At 44.0% G+C, this 18,634-nt stretch carries 22 protein-coding genes; 14 read left to right on the top strand and 8 right to left on the bottom strand.

From position 1 onward, the window contains the following. Positions 1 to 61 precede the first annotated feature (61 nt). From UM402_RS01095 to UM402_RS01085, 3 genes are all read left to right on the top strand, one after another. Positions 62 to 697, top strand: a complete 636-nt coding sequence (locus tag UM402_RS01095; RefSeq protein ID WP_322295489.1) for an HNH endonuclease family protein — start codon at positions 62 to 64, stop codon at positions 695 to 697. 275 nt (positions 698 to 972) lie between these two features. Beyond that, entirely contained in the window at positions 973 to 1,182 is a 210-nt protein-coding gene (locus tag UM402_RS01090) for a hypothetical protein (protein ID WP_322295408.1), read from the top strand. A gap of 338 nt (positions 1,183 to 1,520) precedes the next feature. Next, positions 1,521 to 1,784 (top strand): hypothetical protein, encoded by a 264-nt coding sequence (locus UM402_RS01085; RefSeq protein WP_322295407.1) that lies wholly within the window; start codon positions 1,521 to 1,523, stop codon positions 1,782 to 1,784. Between the two features lie 426 nt (positions 1,785 to 2,210). Here UM402_RS01085 and UM402_RS01080 read toward each other — a convergent pair whose 3' ends face one another. From UM402_RS01080 to UM402_RS01065, 4 genes are read right to left on the bottom strand one after another with little or no spacing between them, the layout of a single operon-like run. Further along, entirely contained in the window at positions 2,211 to 2,726 is a 516-nt protein-coding gene (locus UM402_RS01080) for a Mov34/MPN/PAD-1 family protein (RefSeq protein ID WP_322295406.1), read from the bottom strand. Then, a complete protein-coding gene (locus tag UM402_RS01075; protein ID WP_322295405.1) occupies positions 2,711 to 4,468 on the bottom strand; it encodes a ThiF family adenylyltransferase in 1,758 nt (585 codons plus the stop codon). The genes UM402_RS01080 and UM402_RS01075 overlap by 16 nt, the downstream gene beginning before the upstream one ends. Beyond that, on the bottom strand, positions 4,461 to 5,654 hold the full coding sequence (locus UM402_RS01070; protein WP_322295404.1) for a metallohydrolase: 1,194 nt from the start codon (positions 5,652 to 5,654) through the stop codon (positions 4,461 to 4,463). The genes UM402_RS01075 and UM402_RS01070 overlap by 8 nt, the downstream gene beginning before the upstream one ends. A 19-nt stretch (positions 5,655 to 5,673) precedes the next feature. Then, positions 5,674 to 6,336, bottom strand: coding sequence for a hypothetical protein (locus tag UM402_RS01065; RefSeq protein WP_322295403.1), 663 nt, complete (start codon positions 6,334 to 6,336; stop codon positions 5,674 to 5,676). 569 nt (positions 6,337 to 6,905) lie between these two features. Here UM402_RS01065 and UM402_RS01060 point away from each other — a divergent pair. From UM402_RS01060 to UM402_RS01050, 3 genes are all read left to right on the top strand, one after another. Next, positions 6,906 to 7,235, top strand: coding sequence for a hypothetical protein (locus UM402_RS01060; protein ID WP_322295402.1), 330 nt, complete (start codon positions 6,906 to 6,908; stop codon positions 7,233 to 7,235). Positions 7,236 to 7,608: 373 nt separating this feature from the next. Continuing rightward, entirely contained in the window at positions 7,609 to 7,905 is a 297-nt protein-coding gene (locus tag UM402_RS01055; protein WP_322295401.1) for a hypothetical protein, read from the top strand. A gap of 451 nt (positions 7,906 to 8,356) precedes the next feature. After that, the gene (locus UM402_RS01050; protein ID WP_322295400.1) at positions 8,357 to 8,620 is read left to right on the top strand and encodes a hypothetical protein; all 264 of its coding nucleotides are present in this window, start codon (positions 8,357 to 8,359) and stop codon (positions 8,618 to 8,620) included. A gap of 188 nt (positions 8,621 to 8,808) precedes the next feature. Here the strand turns inward: UM402_RS01050 and UM402_RS01045 are convergent, their stop codons facing one another. Continuing rightward, positions 8,809 to 8,937: a hypothetical protein gene (locus UM402_RS01045; RefSeq protein WP_322295399.1), complete on the bottom strand. Its 129-nt coding sequence runs from the start codon at positions 8,935 to 8,937 to the stop codon at positions 8,809 to 8,811. Positions 8,938 to 8,997: 60 nt separating this feature from the next. Then, positions 8,998 to 9,444, bottom strand: a complete 447-nt coding sequence (locus tag UM402_RS01040) for a hypothetical protein (protein WP_322295398.1) — start codon at positions 9,442 to 9,444, stop codon at positions 8,998 to 9,000. Between the two features lie 379 nt (positions 9,445 to 9,823). On the opposite strand from UM402_RS01040, the gene UM402_RS01035 reads away from it, so the two are divergent. Further along, positions 9,824 to 11,335, top strand: a complete 1,512-nt coding sequence (locus tag UM402_RS01035) for an SIR2 family protein (RefSeq protein ID WP_322295397.1) — start codon at positions 9,824 to 9,826, stop codon at positions 11,333 to 11,335. Positions 11,336 to 11,667: 332 nt separating this feature from the next. On the opposite strand, the gene UM402_RS01030 is transcribed toward UM402_RS01035, so the two are convergent. Continuing rightward, positions 11,668 to 12,549, bottom strand: coding sequence for a YifB family Mg chelatase-like AAA ATPase (locus UM402_RS01030; RefSeq protein WP_322295396.1), 882 nt, complete (start codon positions 12,547 to 12,549; stop codon positions 11,668 to 11,670). 610 nt (positions 12,550 to 13,159) lie between these two features. Here UM402_RS01030 and UM402_RS01025 point away from each other — a divergent pair. The 7 genes from UM402_RS01025 to UM402_RS00995 all read left to right on the top strand — a co-directional run bounded on the left by UM402_RS01025 (position 13,160) and on the right by UM402_RS00995 (position 17,884). Next, positions 13,160 to 15,244, top strand: a complete 2,085-nt coding sequence (locus tag UM402_RS01025; RefSeq protein WP_058576594.1) for a protein-disulfide reductase DsbD family protein — start codon at positions 13,160 to 13,162, stop codon at positions 15,242 to 15,244. Then, positions 15,234 to 15,758, top strand: coding sequence for a protein disulfide oxidoreductase (locus tag UM402_RS01020; protein WP_058576593.1), 525 nt, complete (start codon positions 15,234 to 15,236; stop codon positions 15,756 to 15,758). The genes UM402_RS01025 and UM402_RS01020 overlap by 11 nt, the downstream gene beginning before the upstream one ends. Before the next feature lie 29 nt (positions 15,759 to 15,787). After that, positions 15,788 to 16,519 (top strand): DsbA family protein, encoded by a 732-nt coding sequence (locus UM402_RS01015; protein WP_058576592.1) that lies wholly within the window; start codon positions 15,788 to 15,790, stop codon positions 16,517 to 16,519. Positions 16,520 to 16,653: 134 nt separating this feature from the next. Then, positions 16,654 to 16,899: a type II toxin-antitoxin system CcdA family antitoxin gene (locus UM402_RS01010; RefSeq protein ID WP_058576591.1), complete on the top strand. Its 246-nt coding sequence runs from the start codon at positions 16,654 to 16,656 to the stop codon at positions 16,897 to 16,899. Next, the gene (locus UM402_RS01005; RefSeq protein ID WP_058576590.1) at positions 16,899 to 17,216 is read left to right on the top strand and encodes a CcdB family protein; all 318 of its coding nucleotides are present in this window, start codon (positions 16,899 to 16,901) and stop codon (positions 17,214 to 17,216) included. The genes UM402_RS01010 and UM402_RS01005 overlap by 1 nt, the downstream gene beginning before the upstream one ends. Before the next feature lie 107 nt (positions 17,217 to 17,323). Further along, positions 17,324 to 17,596, top strand: coding sequence for a type II toxin-antitoxin system RelB/DinJ family antitoxin (locus tag UM402_RS01000; protein WP_054488587.1), 273 nt, complete (start codon positions 17,324 to 17,326; stop codon positions 17,594 to 17,596). 9 nt (positions 17,597 to 17,605) lie between these two features. After that, complete coding sequence (locus UM402_RS00995; RefSeq protein WP_058576589.1) at positions 17,606 to 17,884, top strand: type II toxin-antitoxin system mRNA interferase toxin, RelE/StbE family; 279 nt, start codon at positions 17,606 to 17,608, stop codon at positions 17,882 to 17,884. Between the two features lie 5 nt (positions 17,885 to 17,889). Here UM402_RS00995 and UM402_RS00990 read toward each other — a convergent pair whose 3' ends face one another. Continuing rightward, positions 17,890 to 18,630 (bottom strand): ferredoxin--NADP reductase, encoded by a 741-nt coding sequence (locus UM402_RS00990; protein ID WP_322295395.1) that lies wholly within the window; start codon positions 18,628 to 18,630, stop codon positions 17,890 to 17,892. Positions 18,631 to 18,634 lie beyond the last annotated feature (4 nt).

Below are 18,634 nucleotides of genomic sequence, written 5' to 3'. Positions count from 1 at the left end.
GGCTGCCTTACTTCTTTCTGTTACACCAGTAACGGTTAACGCTCAAACCCCGCCAGTTAAAATGAGTAACAGCAAGATATGTCACGATACTTCCAGTCCTTATTATAAGCGTACCAAGAACTTCAAAGCATACGATTCAATTACCGCATGCCTTGATGCCGGAGGCCGACTTCCTAAAAGGCAGAAAGTACTAGGTGCAAGAAACTCTACTGAGTTAAGCTCATCCAGCGAGTACTCTAGGAGTGCTTTTGCCGGTTGGATAGATGAAGACGGGGATTGCCTCAATACACGCCACGAACTTTTGTTGGAGCTTTCAACGGGGCCAACAACTAAGTCTAGTGACGGTTGTCGCGTGATAAGAGGCCGGTGGAACGACCCATATTCGGGCTCTGTCTTTCTTGACTCTTCTAAAATGGACATTGACCATCTGGTACCTCTAGCTTGGGCCTGGCGAAATGGCGCTTCCTCATGGTCAGAATCAGAAAGAGACAGGTTCGCCAACGACCCTATCAACCTTTTCGCGGTAAGCGCTAGTTTAAACCGCAGTAAGGGAGCCCAGGGACCCGATAGCTGGTTGCCCCCTAATGAAAAATTCCACTGTCAGTACGTGACAAGATTTTATCGTGTGCTATTGAAGTACGAATTTCCTGAAGCTGTTCGTAGTCATGCAAAATCGCACGTTAACTCAAAGTGCTGAGTTTTCTCTAAGTTTAGGGCACAATTCGTTGTCCCTGCATCAACCCATTTTAAATGCGGACCGGTTATGTGAGCAGGTAGCCTGAAGTTCTCTTTCATGAATGACTTTTGAGTGCATATAAGCTTTTATTGGACACTATTCTGAGTAGTTTGTGAAAGCCTAAGTGAAGTAACATGGATTGAATTGATTCTTAATAGGTTTCTAGTTAATTTAGTGTTACTCAGGCATTAGCATATTGACCTGATATCAACTTATCAAAACAGGGAGCTCTCCAATTGGAAAATGTATTAGGTAAGTTCTTAGCTGGATTCATACGAGTACTGTTAGAGATTTTTTTCGAAGAAGATAATGATGAGAGGCCTAGACGTTCACTGGATGAAGACGATGGTATAACTGACGCGGTTTATTATGATGGATTTGGCAACGAATACACCCGCGATTCGACAGGTGAATTGAGAGGTTGGGATAATGCTCCACCAGATTAGTTGGTGAAGCTTGGCTTTTTCATCACTCTTTGCCTTGGTAAGGGTAGCGAGTTAAATTGCATTAAGGGTTCCCGGCCGTCTTTAATTAATAGTACGCTACTCTATGTTGTTGAGTGTTATTAAGATACGCACTCCTGAGGCTACCCGTTACTATAAAAAATGACTGTTAATTAGAAGTGCTTATTTACTAACGCCCGAAGAGTTTGCAAAACAGGTGCTTAAAAACTGAAATTTCACTGATAAGATGGAGTTAGCTCAGGGAAACTTACTATCCACGACAGCCAGTATTCAGTTGATAGTCTACACTCGGTTTAAACACTTTTATTGAGGGACCTGCGATGAAAACAACAGCAAATCAATCGGTAGAGGTTATTGCTGATATTCTTTGTGATGCCTGCGGTGCTAGCGTTGTCCCTGACTTCCAAAAAGAGCATCGTGACAACCTTAACGACTTTAGCGAGTATGGAATACTGCATGCGTCGTATGGTTATGGTTCAAACCAGGACGGTGACTCATTCCATTTTGACTTATGCGAAAGGTGCTTCAAAGAGTTAGTAAGTAAGGTAAAGAGCATGCCGGCATGTAACGCTCAAGGTGCTTAAGGCACTTTTTATAAATCTACCCAGTGCGAGGAACGGTCTATGGCTCCCAGTACACTTCCAACAGGTCAAAGAGCCGATGTTCCAGAAGGTAATAAACTTCTTAGTTTACGTCAGATACAGAAAACCGACATTGTGTCGGCTCTACTCTATGCTGATAGGGCATTATTTCAATGAGGCACGAGTTTTTGTGCGGACTCTACCTTCTTGCTTAGCTCTAGCAATAGCGGCGTGAAGCATGCGCAAACCGGTAGCTTTCCTTTCAGAGACTTTAAGAGTTTGGTTTGAATGCATAAAAATCTCCAGAATTACCATCGTAGGGGTTACCTACTAACCATCAAATCAATCTTACGCCAACACTCTTGTAGCTTGCAAGCACCTTATAAATAGCGTTTAATTTTTTTAGAAGGGGGAGGTCAGGGCTATAGGCTATCTAGTGAAAGCTGGGAAGTCCACTCTTTGCATTGTAGTCACTTTAGAGTTACACCAAGAAACACTGAGGCTATCCTGTATTGGAGCAGTACCAGCAATAACTAATAGAAAGCCTGGGCCTGGTTCAATTGATGACTGATATATCTCGGTAATAGCTTTTATATCCGATGGAGAAGGAGTGGCAACTCCTTCCGGATGGGTATGCCAGTCTCCTAAAAAATATAGTCCATCTTTGTATTTTTCATCGATTTCTCGCTGCTCTTGAGCATGATCTGCTTTGTAACTATGACGAGAGCGTTTATCCGTTTTTCTTGGTCCTGTAATGGCACCAATCGTTATGTGTCCTTCTACATTAAACTTCCCAAAAAGCTGCCCCCCTGCCTCCTTGCTATAGCATCTATTCTGCCTGTAACGAGTGAGGTGCATTAGTACGTCTGATGGAAACTCGATAATTATTTTCCGATCTGGAGTTTGATAAAAAAGTGAAGTATCTTCAGTTACTGAGCTTTGCATGAATAACATTTTCCACAGAAATCAACTGTCTTCTTGTATTCAAATGGACCGTCATAACCATTAGGGCGATATTGCAAGTGTTCAGGTGTCCATTTTCCCCCAAGATCGTGAATATCCTCTGTTGCGCATGCATAAACGCGATGTTCTGGAGCTGCTGTTTTCCCTACTAAAATATCAACACAAAGACGAGTTACCAGTAACTCTACTTTCCCTACTGTTAATGGTCCATATGGCTGAAACTCAGTACCGCAACCCGGTTCCGTTTTCACCTGAGTATCGCCTTCGAAATCTGTGTCTGCTTTTCGCAAGAAACCTTCTGCTTCAAAGTAACAAGAAAGCCCGGGAGATTCATAAGTCAATGCCAACGCATTACCTGTAGTACCATGAGTTCCTAGCCATCCATATACTGTGGGGGTGTTAATTTGGCGACTACGAAACCAGTCATCCCACATGAAATCATTTGAAGGCTCGGCAACGCATCTAACGATTAAGTCGCAATCTGATAGATCTTTTTCTATCTTACTTATTTGATGTTCCCAGCTTTCAGGAATAGGAACGAATTTGCTATGAGGATAGTTTTTACTTAAGTGAGCAGCTAAACCGTGCGCCTTATTAAAAAGAACACTCTCCATTCCCAATGTGTGGCGCCCAATATTATTAGGTTCAAGCATTTCCGGATCTATTATTTCAATAGAACCTACTCCTGCTTGTGCTAAACGCGAAGCTACCTGAGAACCTAACGAGCCCGCCCCGACTACCAAAATCTTGCTTCCAGCAAGTCTTGAGTGATAAGGGTCATTTGCTCTTCCATGACTCCAATCACTATCCGCTCTTTTAACCCGAAAACTATCAAAGCGACTAATGTGGGCCAATAGCCATTTAATGTATTTAAAGAACAGGAGACGGCCCTCACTGAAACCATCAGGTGGTATGGCTGATAGCCTTCCACCAATAAGACCAATTCCATTCTCATTCCGAATTGCAAGTACTACATAAATTTCTTTGTGCGGAGATAATTGACTAGCGATTTTTTCTATATTGGAGCATTGAGTCCATAACGTCCTAATGAACCTCTTACTACCTAAAGGAAAAGGAAGCGCAGGGGCTTCATCAACAAAGCCGAATATAGCCTGAAAAGTGTCATTATTCCCTTTTATTCCGCAGTTGTTTAACCATGTCTCCACAGTTTCATCGCTTTCACCGAAAAGCCAATAATTAGCAGTTTTCTTGCATGTGACCAGCCTAGTCTCAGTATTCTTTAGGTCTAAAATACTTAAACCTATTGACTTAGTTTTCGATGAGCGTCCCCAATACGATAAGAACTCTCTTTTTGATTCTAGCTCTATAAATTCAGATGATTGGCAGCTATTTATGAGCTCGAGAGCATTGTATATACAATTATTAATGCTATCGTCTAAGTTTTCAATTGGTAACCAATTATTACTAGGAAGACAAAGGTAGCCGTGTTCCTCAACGTGAGGCCACTCTAAATATCGAGACTCCCCACATAGAGCAATATGAATTTGAGAATATGGAAATTCATAGTCAATTAATACATAGAGCTTACTCTCATGATCCGGAAGACTTACTAGCCAACCGTTAACAATCCCCTTATGCTGAAAGTTCTCGATTACTTTCTTTGTTAGAGGTTCTACTTCTAGCATATGAAACCGAAGCCAAGCGCTTAACTGACTTCGGTATTGTCCATATAACTTACCTAAAAAGCTAATTTTATCAGGCATATGGTTGTTCAGATTTCCCTTTTCTCACCTTCGGAGGTGCCTTCTCCAGAGCCTTTGGAGAAGCAGATTTTTTAGGCCCAGAACCAAAAATTTCTATCTTTAAAGGCTCTTCGCTCGAATCCCTCATGGTGATAAACATTTGTCCTTCGACGTCCGAAGCTATCTGCTCATATTCTCTTTTGGCTAAATCTTTACCTTCCTTTTTGGGTTTTGGCTCATCAGTACTGGCAACTATAAGAGCTCTATCAAGTGTTTGAGAAAGAGCTTTATAGGCTTCTTCATCGATTTCGCAATCTTCACCTTTCCCCTCCTGACCACTCTTTTTATCGTCGTTATATTTATCGTAAGACAAAGTCCCCAAAGAGCAGTGGTGAGGCGTTTGCAGAATATTATATTGAATACTCTCTAACGCATCCTTATTTCGAGACCAAATCCTCTTCCAGATATTGATTTCAGCGTCACCACCAGTTAAGAAAAAACCGGAAGCTTCTGCTCCACTTTCTGGTGCCAATGAAAATCGCATAACGATGCTTGAGTTATTTTTTCCCGACAACTCTTCTGCCTCTTCCTCTGTCACTAATTTTGGGGAAAGCAAAAGCGCTGAGAAAGTATCATCTGCACTGCCGCATAAATCAGAAGTCCCTTCTCCTGTTTTAACTAAAATATCCTCTAAACCATCTGACTTATGATGCACATCCTCTCCAAGGATCTTTATCATGTTGCCGCTTTCTTTAGCTCTTTCTTCATCGTTTTTGAATAGCTTGACTCGACGCTTAGCCTCGTCTCGCCAGGCCTGCGCATCTTCATTCAACTTACCGTCAATTTTGTCCTTTCGTCGAAACGTCAGCGGAGATGACCACATTTCCCGGATCAATATTTTCTCTGGCTCATTACCCTCTGACTTATCCATGCTAGAAGGGGCGCCAAGATGGAAATGATTTCTCAAACCAGATATGTGATCTCGATCAGGATGAGATAACATGAATACGTCTACAAAAAGTCCCCCCTCACTATCACGGTCTAGTCGCTTTTTGAGCATCCTTGCTACATCGGGATAATCTTTTTCACTTTCCTTGTCTGCATTTTGCCTAATATTTATATCTATCAGTATAGTTTTACCGCTGGCCAAACGAATAAGTGTCATATCGCCAGAACCAACAGGGAAAAACTCTATGCTTGCAGTCATATCAATGCTCCTTTTCTTATTATTTATTAAAGTTAGCTATCGCTCCAGTCACCATTCTTTCCCCAGCATTTTTGGCGGAGCCTAGCAAAAGAAGTAGATAAAGACTGGACACAACATATGCTAAGGGTGAAATAAGAGGGAGGGTCCAAGCTGTCCGGCATATGATGTCGGATAAAAATAAAAAAATGGTCACCACAAAAACGCCGGCAGTTGCATCTCTATACAGAAGGTAGCGTCTATGAGTATTTGAAACAGCCGATAGATCCCTCACTCGTTTATAAATATACTGATACCAGTACGAATTTCTCTCTTTCGGGCTCATATCGCTTGCCAACAAGGGTTTGACTATTTCCGGTAAGTGATCAACATGAAGTCGTGGATCTTTATGTATTAATTTATCTGTATAGCCTGCTGGCAGAGGATCATGCCACCTCAAGTGTACTAAGCGCTCTTTAAAGCTATTGTTGAGTATATTTACTATTGAATGCAAAAAGAACTTTAAGCACACAATAGGCCCAAGGCCGACGGCGGCAAGCTGTCCTAAAGCAACAAACGGCTGGCTTTGCGCTAAACTAACTATATAGTCCCAGTGATAAGTTAAAATAGACAAATAAGCAGGAATTAAACTAATCAGCAAAAGAGTTGATAGGCTCTTCTCATTTTGTTTCTTTAGGTCGCTCATTCCATATTAATCCTCGACTGAGCCATTAGCCGTTAACCTCACAGTAGTTATCTATGAAATCATCGTACAAGTACTACCTATGATTAGCAATAATTGGATAAAGTCAATTTAACAGAATGTATTTAAAGTATTTTTAGATGCGCAGGTCTCCTGAAAAGCATAATGAAAACCTAAAAATATGTTGTTCGCATGCATATCCGCTACTTCTAGTATTGAAAAGTAGAATTCATCTGCAGCTTTTTCGATAAGGTCATCATTTACCTAAACATTAGGCAGGCTCAACGATAGCGTTTGAGCTCTTGATCTCGCATATCCATAGGCCGCTGAAGCTTTTTTATTGAAGCGTCAGGGTGTCAATGATACTGGGGGCATTCCAAATAAGTTTTTTTACTCTACGAATTCCTTTTTCAAAAATCCTGTTATTATAGATTTTGCCTTGATTGTTTCGATGACGCGCCAAGAAGCGGAGGAATTGATACAGCAAGGAAGTCGTGAAGCTTATGAATTCAACGATGACGGTACTAAGTTAACGATAAACACTCAAACTGAAATTAGGAAAGGAGTCCAGTATGGATACTCAGTCTTTTGAAAAATTAACGTCTGCCCAAAAGCGCACTCACAAATATGTTGTTAGACCATTATTTGTTATTGCAGGTTTAATCGGATGCTTTTTGGCCGGAATCTCAATATATGAGATGCTCTCTGAAGAGGGGCTCTCTTTTCAGGAAGCTGCGGGTTATCTTGCCTTTGCTTTGTCTATAAATTTAGCACTACTGGAATTTTACTCGTTACCGATTAAGGGATGGTTCTCTTTGGGCTTTAAAGTAAGACATATCATCGCATTAGTCGCATTGGTGCTATCGTTTGTTGGGGTTTTCCCTTCAGGGTTCATGTTTTGAGGCCGCACGTTAATCTGGGCGGCGGAAGCCGCCTTTTCCTTCCAAAATAGTTGCCCTATCCGTATTCAGTGAGGCATTGGTGATGTTATTTACTTAACCAATCAGAAGTCTCAAATGGAAACAATAACAAACTTTGAGCTACGTTGCTTGTTACAGCGCTTTGCTAATCTCCTTTCATCGAGGAACTCAAAGCTCCTTGTAACGCTGTGGTCAAGAAAGTCAAAGATAACACCAAGTCGATTTGCACCTACAATAACAAATATATTTCAGGTTTTACCTGTCCGCGGAGTAAGTCTTTGCCGAGTGAATTTCAGGGCGAATTGTTTGCAATCGATGGCTTGTGTAATATCTGCTGATAAAAAGGAGTGTTCATATGGGAAGAATCCGCCAGCGTTATTTAGATCAAGTGAAAAGTCTAGTTAGCCAAAAAGGGGAGGTATTTCCGGTAAATATTGAAATAACCGACACAGGTGGGAAAACTATAGCCAAAGGAGAATTTCATAGTGATGGAGAAATCACTGTGTATAGTAATCCGAGTTTAAATATTAAAAGTTGTCGCTATGAGAATCCAAGTGCAATGCGACAGGATATAGTGGCATCTAACTGCGCAACCTATAAGTATATAAAGTATAAAGGTAAAACGCTCAGTGAGCACGGGGTCTCTGGTTAGTTCTATATGCGTTATCTGAAAAATGTTACGCAGAGGTCTGTTTCATTGATAGATTTACGACTTGAAAATCATAAAAGGGTTATAAAAGCGATTTGACATTTTGACTGTAAGTTAAAAATGTATGCTTTCACTTAAGAGTGTACATTTTCAACTAGCTTTAAAACTTACACGCGGTAAGCGCGAGTTTAAACCGCAGTAAGCGAGCCCAGGGACCTGATAGCTGGTTGCCCCCAATGAAAAATTCCACTGTCAGTACATGACAAGGTTTTACCGGGTGCTATTGAAGTACGAATTTCCTGAAGCTGTCCGTCGTCATGCTCAGATGATTATGAACTCAAAATGCTAGTTTGGTACCGCAGGTGGTCTTAGCCTGGAAGTACTTACTCTATTAAAACCATCATTCAATTGATGGACTATATTGGATTTGAACACTGTTATTGAGGGACCTGCTATGAAAAAAACAGCAAATCAGTCAGCAGAGGTGATTACTGATATTCTTTGTGATGTCTGTGGTGCAAGCGTTGTTCCCAATTTTCAAAAAGAACACTGCGATAACCTTAACGACTTTAGCGAGTATGGAATACTGCGTGCGTCGTATGGTTATGGCTCAAATCAGGACGGTGATTCATTCCATTTTGATTTATGTGAAAGGTGCTTCAAAGAATTAGTGAATAAGGTAAAGAGTATGCAGGCATCTAACGGTCGAAGCGCTTAAGACACTTTTAAAAAATCCAACCGGCGCAAGGGGCGCCCCAAGAACGGTCTATGGCTACCGGCGCACTTCCAACAGGTTGTAGAGCCGATGTTCCAGAATGGTTTTCGCTAGTGAGGTAATAAACTTATGAGTTTGCGCCAGAAACAAAAAACCGACATTGTATCGACTTAACAAAAGCTGTTAGAGCATCATTTCAATGACGCACGGGTTTTTGTGCGAACTCTGCCTTCCTGCTTAGCTTTAGCAATAGCGGCGTGAAGCATGCGCAAGCCGGTCGCTTTTCTTTCAGAGACTTTGCGAGTTTGGTTTGAATGCATAAACACCTCCAGAGCTACCTGCTAACCATCAAATCAATCTTACTTCAACACTCTTATAGCTTACAAGGAAGACCTTATAAAATTTCTAACTTTTTCGATATGTTTCGGGTTTCCGCTAGCTATCAGTTTACTTGGTTGGTCATCTTCAAGATGGTTATGTGGCGAATTCATCCACTCAAGATGGTGGACACTCTGCAAGAACAACTTACGCAAGTCGGCATAGATACCAAGTATAAGCGATGCGACAAAAACAAATTCATCGGAAAATTCATATTCGGAACTCAGCTCATATTTAGACAACTCTTCTTTGAAAAGAGAGTGTACAGGACTGTGCTTCAGCTCCCAGAACTCAAGGATATTTGTTACTACTTTTGCGGCTTTAGCTGTCTTTTCCTGGGTTAATTGAAGACGCTCGCGGTTCAATTCAAAAGCGCTGTACAGCTCGCTTGCTTGATCTATGTCAGTATCCATAAAAAGCCCTCTAAAGCCGAGGAAAATACTTTTCAATTAATTGCTTTCCACCTAAAAGTAGCATGGGAAGAAAAATATCTGCTTTTTATACTCTACCTTTAATTTATACCCTTGGTAAGGTCTATTATTACTGGCTCCCATTTTCTGCCAAAAAATGTGTATCCGCGTTCCTTATATCACCGTCAGTCCGCTGTGAGCGAAGAACGAACTGAATTGCAATCCGCCGTAGCGCCTGCTCTTCGCTCATTGCTGACCTCCGACTTTGTGCCAACTGCGGACATTACCAGCACCATTGTGGTAAAAATTAGTTTACAAAAATCAGTCCTTACCAGTTAGTGGTAACTCTACAATTAGAAACTGGTGTAACTGTTTGAAAATGTTAAAGTGGTTACGAAATTATTTGACTGGGTTACAAATGAACATACAAGAATTCATTGGGCACTATCGCAACCATCCTGTGCTATTCGTTGGGGCTGGTATTAGTCTCCGTTACCTTGATAATGCATTTACGTGGGACGGCTTACTGAAACATATCGCGTATGAACTCAAAGGTAACAATGAGTTTTATCTTGATATCAAGGCTGAAAGTCGGGAAAACGGGCTGTACGATTACAGGAGGGTTGCGACCAAGCTGGAAAAGGAATTCAACAAAATCCTAAGTGATGACCGATACGGCAAGTTTAAAGATATTAACGATATTTTCTATCGTGAGATGGAAGCTGAAAACTATCTTAGTCGTTTCAAAATCTACATATCTCAATTGGTTAAGCAACTTGACTTTAAAGAGGATATGCGCGAGGAGTTAAGTGAACTTAAAAAAATTCGTAAGAACATAGGCTCAGTAATTACCACTAACTACGATAAATTAATTGAGGACGTATTTGGTTTTGAAGCACTTGTTGGTAATGACATCTTATTGAGCAATCCTTATGGTTCTGTTTATAAAATCCACGGTTGTTATGTTGACCCGTCAAAAATTATCGTTACGCAAGATGACTATCAGCAGTTTGACGAAAAATATGAGCTTATCCGAGCACAGCTGCTTTCTATCTTTATTCATAACCCCATAATTTTCCTTGGCTATGGCATAGGAGATGAAAACATCAAGAGCCTGTTAAAGACCATTTTTACTTATGTAGAGCCAAACTCTGAGGATGCAGAGCGAATTCGCGACAACTTTTTGTTGGTAGAGTATGAGCAAGGATCTATGTCGCATGAAATTTCGGCCCATGACATTGATTTAGAGGGCTTTTCAACCATTAGAATTAATAAGTTAAGAACAGATGATTTTAAAGAAATCTATAAATCACTATCTAACCTTAGCCTGCCGGTATCTGCAATGGATATCAGAAAGGTACAAAGCATAGTTAAGGACATTTACTCAGGTGCGAGTGATGATGGAACAAGCATCAAGGTAAACATTACTGAAGATATTGACGCCTTGGATAACAGGGACAAAATTTTGGTAATTGGATCAGCTAAATCAATTTCTTATGAACATAAAAACTCATCAAGTTTCAACTCTGAGTACTTTGATATTGTCGAGGAATCTAACCACAACCTGATTAAACTCATCGATAAAATCAACATATCAGCACAACAGTGGTTTCCAATCTATGCTTTTGACACGATCTCCCCAGATCTCGAGGAAGCAGCCCGACTAAAAGAGCAGCAAGTTCGTAAAATCACAGGCTACCTTGAGACCCAGCCTAAGACGGTTGAGACTGAGCATACTAAGTTACAGGAAATTTTTGATGATGGCACTGTAACAAGGCCAAACGAGTTGAATGCTATTATGTGGTCGACGTGGAATGACAAAATTTCACTTGACGAAGTTGAAGCTTTTTTAAAGAAGATGCCGGATAAAAAGGGTACTGGCTATCGCAGGCTACTCTGTGTTTATGATTACAAAAGATACAGTGTATAGCTTAACCCAAACCTTCTGAGGGTGTTTCTAAAATGAATATTAATTAGAAAAAGTTCAGAGGTCTGCTCTTGGCACACTCCGTAAGTCAAAATCTGACCTCCAAGAACCATTTAGTAAGAACTTTATTACTCACCAGAAAAACGCAGGCCCGCAACCAAGTTTTTTCAAACAAATACGAAATTTTAGTAAATATCTCTGATGCCCCACCCAACGTTAAGAGCGGGATAGAAGATAAGCTAACAGCTTCTTTTTAAAACAACCTATAGCGCCATAACGCTAGGCTCTCAGTTAGTCGTCGTTTGCAAATCACCAGTAGCGCCTATTGTGCGAATTTAGAATTTATTATGCGAATTGACAGTACCCCCACCCACTAAAGCAGCCGCAGTGCACGTATGGTGTGGGCTTCTCACTTCGCGTTGAGTTAATGCCTCTGTCCCGTGGTAGTCAAAAGACACCGATTTAACCGCGGCTATTTCCATCGCCTCTTTCTCAGTCAATGACGGCAATAGCCCACTCAAACGCTGCGCCAGCATGGTTTTCCCGGTGCCTGGCGGACCCACAAATAACAAATGGTGCTTACCCGCAGCGGACAATAACAAAGCCCGTTTTGCCTGCTCCTGCCCGACTACATCGGCTAAATCGCCTTCATCACTTTCCGCCTGGCACGCCCAGTCGACTGGCTTGGACTCTCGAAGCGGCTGATGTTCATGTAAATGTTCGTACACACTGACCAAGTCAGCAGCTAACCAACTTTTTTGCTCACGAACTAATCCCGCTTCCTGCTGATTAGCAATTGGCACAAACGCCTGTCGCTTTTTCTCACGACAGGCTAACAAAGCAGGAATGAGTCCGTTCACAGCTCGCAGTTCACCGGTTAAAGCTAGCTCTCCATAAAACTCCGCCTGCTCTAAAATGGTATCGGGTATTTGACCTGACGCAGCCAATATACCCACGGCAATGGCTAAGTCATAGCGAGCCCCGGTTTTCGGTATATCGGCAGGAGCCAAATTCACCGTAATACGTGTGGCAGGAGGGTATTCAAACCCTGCGTTCATTAATGCGGTTTTGACCCGATCGCGCGCCTCCTTAACCGTGGTTGCAGGCATGCCAACCATAGTAAACCCAGGCATCCCCCGGGCAAGATCCACTTCAACCCGAATTTCCGGCGCATGAATACCTATCAGTGCCCTCGTATAGACTCGCGCTAACGCCATGTGTCTCTCCCTGACTAAACAACGGCGTTACTATAAGTACAAGCTGCGTTGCTGTCTGTAAGCCAAGACCGCCAAGCGTTGACCGACATCGCGCCTTTCCTCTCTTGATTTTACCCCCACTTCTGTCATCATCTTGCCCTAATTAAGAACAAACCGAATAACCAAAGGTCAGTAAAAAACATGTTCCACCAACTGAATCAACAGTGTCGAAAAGGTCGGTATATAGCACCATTGCTATTACTGGTGTTTGCGCTGTGTTGGGGACAAAACCTTGGTTGGCTGGAAGGCTGCCCTAAACATCAGGGCGCGCCAGCGGCTGAACAGCTAGCCGGAAGCCATGCGGACTCAGGCACAAAACACGAAAGCGCCAAGGCTGACTGCGACAAAACGGCGCATTTATTACAGCAATTTCAGTCCGACATAACCTACGCGGCACTGTCTTTCTTTGTTCTTCTAACTTTGGCGCTGAGGACCCCTGTAAACAAACAGCTAGCCCCGCCACTTTTTCTCTTTCCCTGTAAAAGGCGACCCCACGCCGTATTTTGTTGTTTTCTGGAGTAGCGCTTCCAACGGGTTTTCATCGTTGGAATACTAACTTCAGGAGTAATGTATGAATAAAATTTTACCGTTTTGGCTGCTATCGCTTATTGTTGCGTTGCTGCTTCACAGCACGCAAAGCTTCGCGGAAACGCCGTCTACCGGTTGGTTAAGTCATGAAGACCATCCGCCGGTGTCGGTGAAGCTGGAACTGACCGGCCACTATGAGGCTGAGCGAAATCTACTACCCGCCCTGCTACATGTTGAGCTGGACGAAGGCTGGAAAACCTACTGGCGCTCACCGGGTGAAGGTGGCATTCCGCCAACCTTTGACTGGTCCGAGTCATCCAATATTAACGATATTGAATGGCGCTGGCCGGTGCCCTCGCGCTACAGCATTCAGGGTATTGATACCGTTGGGTATCAGGGATCGTTGACCTTTCCGTTAATGATACAGCTAAGCCCGGATGCCAGGCAGGCACGCATTAGCGGTACACTAACTATGTCGTCCTGTACCACCGTTTGTGTGTTAACGGACTACCCAATTGACTTGCAAGTTAATCTGGACACCCTGACCGTCGACAGTGATCGCGCCTTTGCCTTTAATCAGGCGATGGGCAAGGTACCTCGGGAGTACGACAACAATAACGTGAAGCAGGCTATTTGGTCCGACGCCAACCAGCGCGTTCAATTGACCATAGAGCGTGACAGCGGCTGGCAAGAGCCTCAACTGTTTATACACAGCAACAACGAAGCTCTGGCCGACGCAGAGTTTTCATCACCAGCTATTCAGGTGGAAGACAATACGCTTACGGCGAATATTGACGTTAGCCACTGGCTGGAGCTGCCAGACCTTAGCGGCGCTGAACTTATAGCAACAGTCAGTGATGAAAAGTTTGCCGCTGAATATAACGTTCAGCTAACCGCAGGCACTATTGCAAATAACGCACCTCCGCTGTGGGCCATTTTATTGATGGCGTTAGCGGGCGGGCTTATTTTGAACATTATGCCCTGCGTGTTGCCGGTATTAGGCCTGAAAGTTCAAAGCCTGATGCTTTCAGGGGCGCAAGAGCCTAAGGTCGTGCGTAAGCAGTTTTTTGCATCGTCACTAGGTATTATCAGCTCGTTTCTCGTCATTGCCCTGGGGCTGATGGCTCTGCGCTGGTCGGGCGGTTCTGTTGGCTGGGGTATTCAATTTCAGAACCCTTACTTCATTGCCGCATTAGTCGCTATTACCTGGGTATTTGCCCTGAACTTAATGGGCGCCTTTGAGTTTAAATTGCCGTCTTCTTTGAGTACCAGTGCCGCAACCGCCGGCGATGACAGCTACAAAGGGCACTTCCTGCAAGGCATGCTGGCCACGGTTTTGGCTACACCTTGTACAGCGCCTTTTTTAGGCACCGCAGTGGCCTTTGCATTAGCTGCTGAGTCATCGGTTATTCTGCTGGTTTTTGCCGCTCTTGGCATTGGCATGGCGCTGCCCTGGTTACTCATAGCCGTGTTCCCGAAAACCGCAAAATTACTGCCCAAGCCCGGTCGCTGGATGCAATGGGTGAAACCCGTTTTCGCCATTATGATGCTGGCAACCACGGTCTGGCTGACAACCTTGCTGAAAAACTTTATCAGCAACGAGTTATTCCTGGCGCTAACCGTCGGTTTGTCGGTTCTGACATTGGTGATTATTGGTAAAGTGCATGGCCGCAAGGTGCTGTTTTTATCCATAGGTGGTTTTTTGGTATTAGCCGCCGTTGTCGGTACAACATTGATCCTTACCGCGGACCGTTGGGTCAACAAACTACCGCAGGACCACCAATGGCAGCCACTAACCCAGCAGCGTATTGATGAAGCCGTTGCCAGTGGCCAAACCGTGTTTGTGGATGTGACCGCAGACTGGTGTGTGACCTGCCAGGCCAATAAAGTGGGCGTATTACTGCAAGACCCGGTATTTACAGCCTTAGGTCAGGAACATGTCACCCGCCTGCGCGGCGACTGGACCAAAGCCAACGAGAGCATTACCCAATACCTGAAAACCAACAATACCTTTGGGGTGCCCTTTAACAAAGTCTACGGACCCGGCGCTCCGGACGGAATAACGCTGCCCGTAGTGCTCAGTAAAGACAAAGTCATGGACGCGCTGGAGGATGCTCGTGAGCAATAACAAAGCGAAACCGTCGTGGGCAAAGCGGCTACGAACCGCAGCGTTTTATATTGTGCTGTTCTCGGCAGTGGCGTTCGTGGTTGACGCCTTTCGTAATAGTGACGTGCCGGAGTCTGTGCCGGCCGAGCTGTCGTCATTAACAGACATAAACGGCGAGCAATATAACTTACGCGAAATGAGCAAGGACAGCCCGGTTGTTCTGTATTTCTGGGCAACCTGGTGTCCTGTTTGCCCGGCGGTCTCTCCGACGGTTGATTACGTTGGTAGCCACTACCCGACCATTAGCGTGGCATTGCGCTCTGGCGACAACGACAAACTGACGCGCTACGCGCAGGCGAAAGGGTATGAGTTTCCTATTGTTAACGACAACCTCAACCGCGTCTCAAATGGCTGGCAGGTATCTGCCACGCCAACCATCATCATTATTGAAAACGGTGACATAGTTTCGGCGACAACCGGGGTCACAACACCTCCCGGTTTGTTTATTCGTCTTTGGTTTCACCAGTTTTTTTGAAGTAACTCATTTTTAAGTAGGAAAGTTGTATGAATTTTATCTATAAAACGTTTTTCATCGTTGCTTTTATCTTTAGCAGCAACGTATTTGCGCAAGATTTAAACCCACAACAAGAAGAAGATTTGGAGAAAGTCGAACAGCTATTGCGTGAAAACCCGCAGCTTATTCCGAACATTCACAGAGGCTTGCAGCGCTTTTTAGAACAGCAAAGTGAGCAGAAAAACGCCTTTGCTAACCACCAGGAATGGCTGTATCAGTCGGCGGCACATCCAATTTTAGGTGACCAAGATGCGCCGCATAAAATAATTGTGTTTACCGATTACAACTGTCCGTTTTGCAAAAAGTTAGAGCCCGGCCTGCATAAGCTGGTTGAGGAATACCCGTCTATTCAGGTTGTGAACATTTTTGTGCCTTTACGCCAACAGCAGGTTGATGGGCTCAAAACCAATTCCGCACTTTATGGGCTGAATCTGTGGCGCAATGACCCTAAGGCGTTCTTTGAAGCCCACAACTTAATGATGAAGAAGTCAGGCATGCACACCGCCGATTCACTGCAAAGTGTTGCGCAAGTCACGAGTACCGAGGCCTTTTTGTCACCGTCCGGCGAGAGCGAGGCGGTTATTCGCAAAAATATGTCGGCATTTCGTGATTTAGGCTTTCGCGGCACACCGACTATTATCATTGGTCAGCAGGTAACGCCCGGTTACATCCCTTATGACAAGCTGGAAGAAATAGCGACAACACAGTTCGATCTGAATTAATCAGTGTCGTTTTATCACTAGCCTTGTGTGAAACCTCAAGGAGAAAGGGTTAACCATCTGAAATTAACTCTGCTATAATTCATGCGCATGGTTAATGCGCATGAATTATAGCAGAGTTAATAACAGGTGATAAAATGGCTGCTTACACAACCTCATCTGCTTCAAAGAAGCCGACAAATGTCAGTATTAACGCTGAACTTCTAGCAAAAGCAAAGTCGCTTGATATCAATTTATCGGCGACACTTGAATCTGCATTGAAGGAACAAATTCGTTTGAAAGAACAAGCGCATTGGCTGAAGGAAAACTCTGACGCAATGGAAGCGTATAACCAATTTGTAGAGCGCAACGGAACATTCAGCGAGAGCGTGCGAAAATTCTGATGGCTCAATTCACCGTCTACGCTAATAACAATACAGCGACACGCACAACCTACCCCTATCTTATTGATGTGCAGAGCGATCTGCTGTCAGCCTTACCGACAACCTTAGTTATACCTTTGATACCCACTGCGCTGGCTGAATCCTTTCAACTCACCAAGCTGAACCCGGATGTTACCGTTGAGGGAAAGACATTCGCATTGATGACACAAGATATGGCGAGTATTTCTAAAGCTCAGCTCACTAACACAGTCGGTGACCTATCCCACGACAGAGATAGAATCACCGCAGCTATTGATCTGCTCTTTTTTGGAATATAACGATAGTAATAAGTTTCCAGGTTTGACGAATAAATTGAGAGCTGTAATTTGATAAAACTTTCAATGCGTACTAACATTTGTGAGTACACATTTAAAAGAGAACCATCATGGAAACAAGAATTCAGTTTCGTATCGATGAACAAACAAAACACTTAGCGCAACAGCAAGCGGAGAGTGAAGGTCGGACTTTGAGTGACGCGTGTCGGCAGCTTGCCGAACAGCTGGCATCGGAGCGTCGAAAGCAACTATCGCAGGACAGCTGGCTTACAGAACAAGTGAACCAAGCATTCCAGAAGTTGGAGTCTGGCCAGTCTGAGTTCATGGATAACGAACAAGCAAAAAACCGCATGGAAAAATTTAAGGCTCAAATTCGTAAATAAGGCGCGCAAATGATTTATTGGGAAGAGGATGCCCTAAAAGACAGAGAAAGGATTTTCGAGTTTCTTTACAATTTTAACCCCATAGTGGCCGAACAAACCGATTCACTGATACAAAGCAAAGTCGAAACATTGCTTGAGCAGCCCTATATTGGCGTTAAACGCGAGAATATAAAGGGAAGGCTTTTAATCCTCCCCGATATTTCTATGCTTGTCCCTTACTCTATTGACGGAACCAACATACGAGTTTTGCGCGTGCTGCATGAGAAGCAGCAATTTCCATTTACGTAGGCGTCTTACCAATAATTTTCCGAAGTCACGTTACCAGGCTTACGGCGGGTGTTTTTGGCAAGTCCTAACTCAGTCAGTGCGGCGCGTGACTCTTTTATCATGTCGGGGTTACCACAAAGCATCACTTGTGCGCGGCTATCCAGCGGTGTACCGAGTGCGTCGCTTAACTGCCCGGAGCTAATCAGTTCAGGAATGCGTGCAGATAGAGCTCCGGGAATGTTTTCACGGGTAATAATAGGCTGGTAGCCTAACTGGCCCGGGTATTCTTGTTGCCACTGCTCTATTTGCCCCTGATAAACCAGGTCTTCTGCCACACGAACACCATGTACCAGGTTAATGCGCTTGAATCGTTCCCATGGCTTTTCGGTTCTTAACATGGAAATGAACGGGCCAATGCCGGTTCCGGTAGAGAGCATCCACAAGCTGTCGCCGTCCGGTACTTCGTCCAATGTGAAAAAGCCACCGGCGGGCTGGGTAATGTCCACACTGTCGCCCGGCTGCAACTGAGCGAGCTTAGTACTAACCTCGCCGTCTTCCACTTCGGCAATCACAAAGTCCAATATGGCTTCACCCGGCGCACTGGCCAGCGAGTAGGCACGCAATAGCTGCTCGCCACCCACATTCAGGCCTAAACGAACAAACTGCCCGGCCTTAAAGTCAAACGGCTCGGCCAAAATTCTCAAACTGAAAACGCCAGCACTCCAACGGTAATTCTCGACAACTTTTCCACTAATCCATTGGATCATACGT

This window comes from Idiomarina sp. OXR-189, from assembly GCF_034373425.1.
Classification (GTDB): Bacteria; Pseudomonadota; Gammaproteobacteria; order Enterobacterales; family Alteromonadaceae; genus Idiomarina; species Idiomarina zobellii.
Note: the sequence above shows the minus strand (reverse complement) of the source record. Positions and strands in the feature narration are given on the sequence as shown.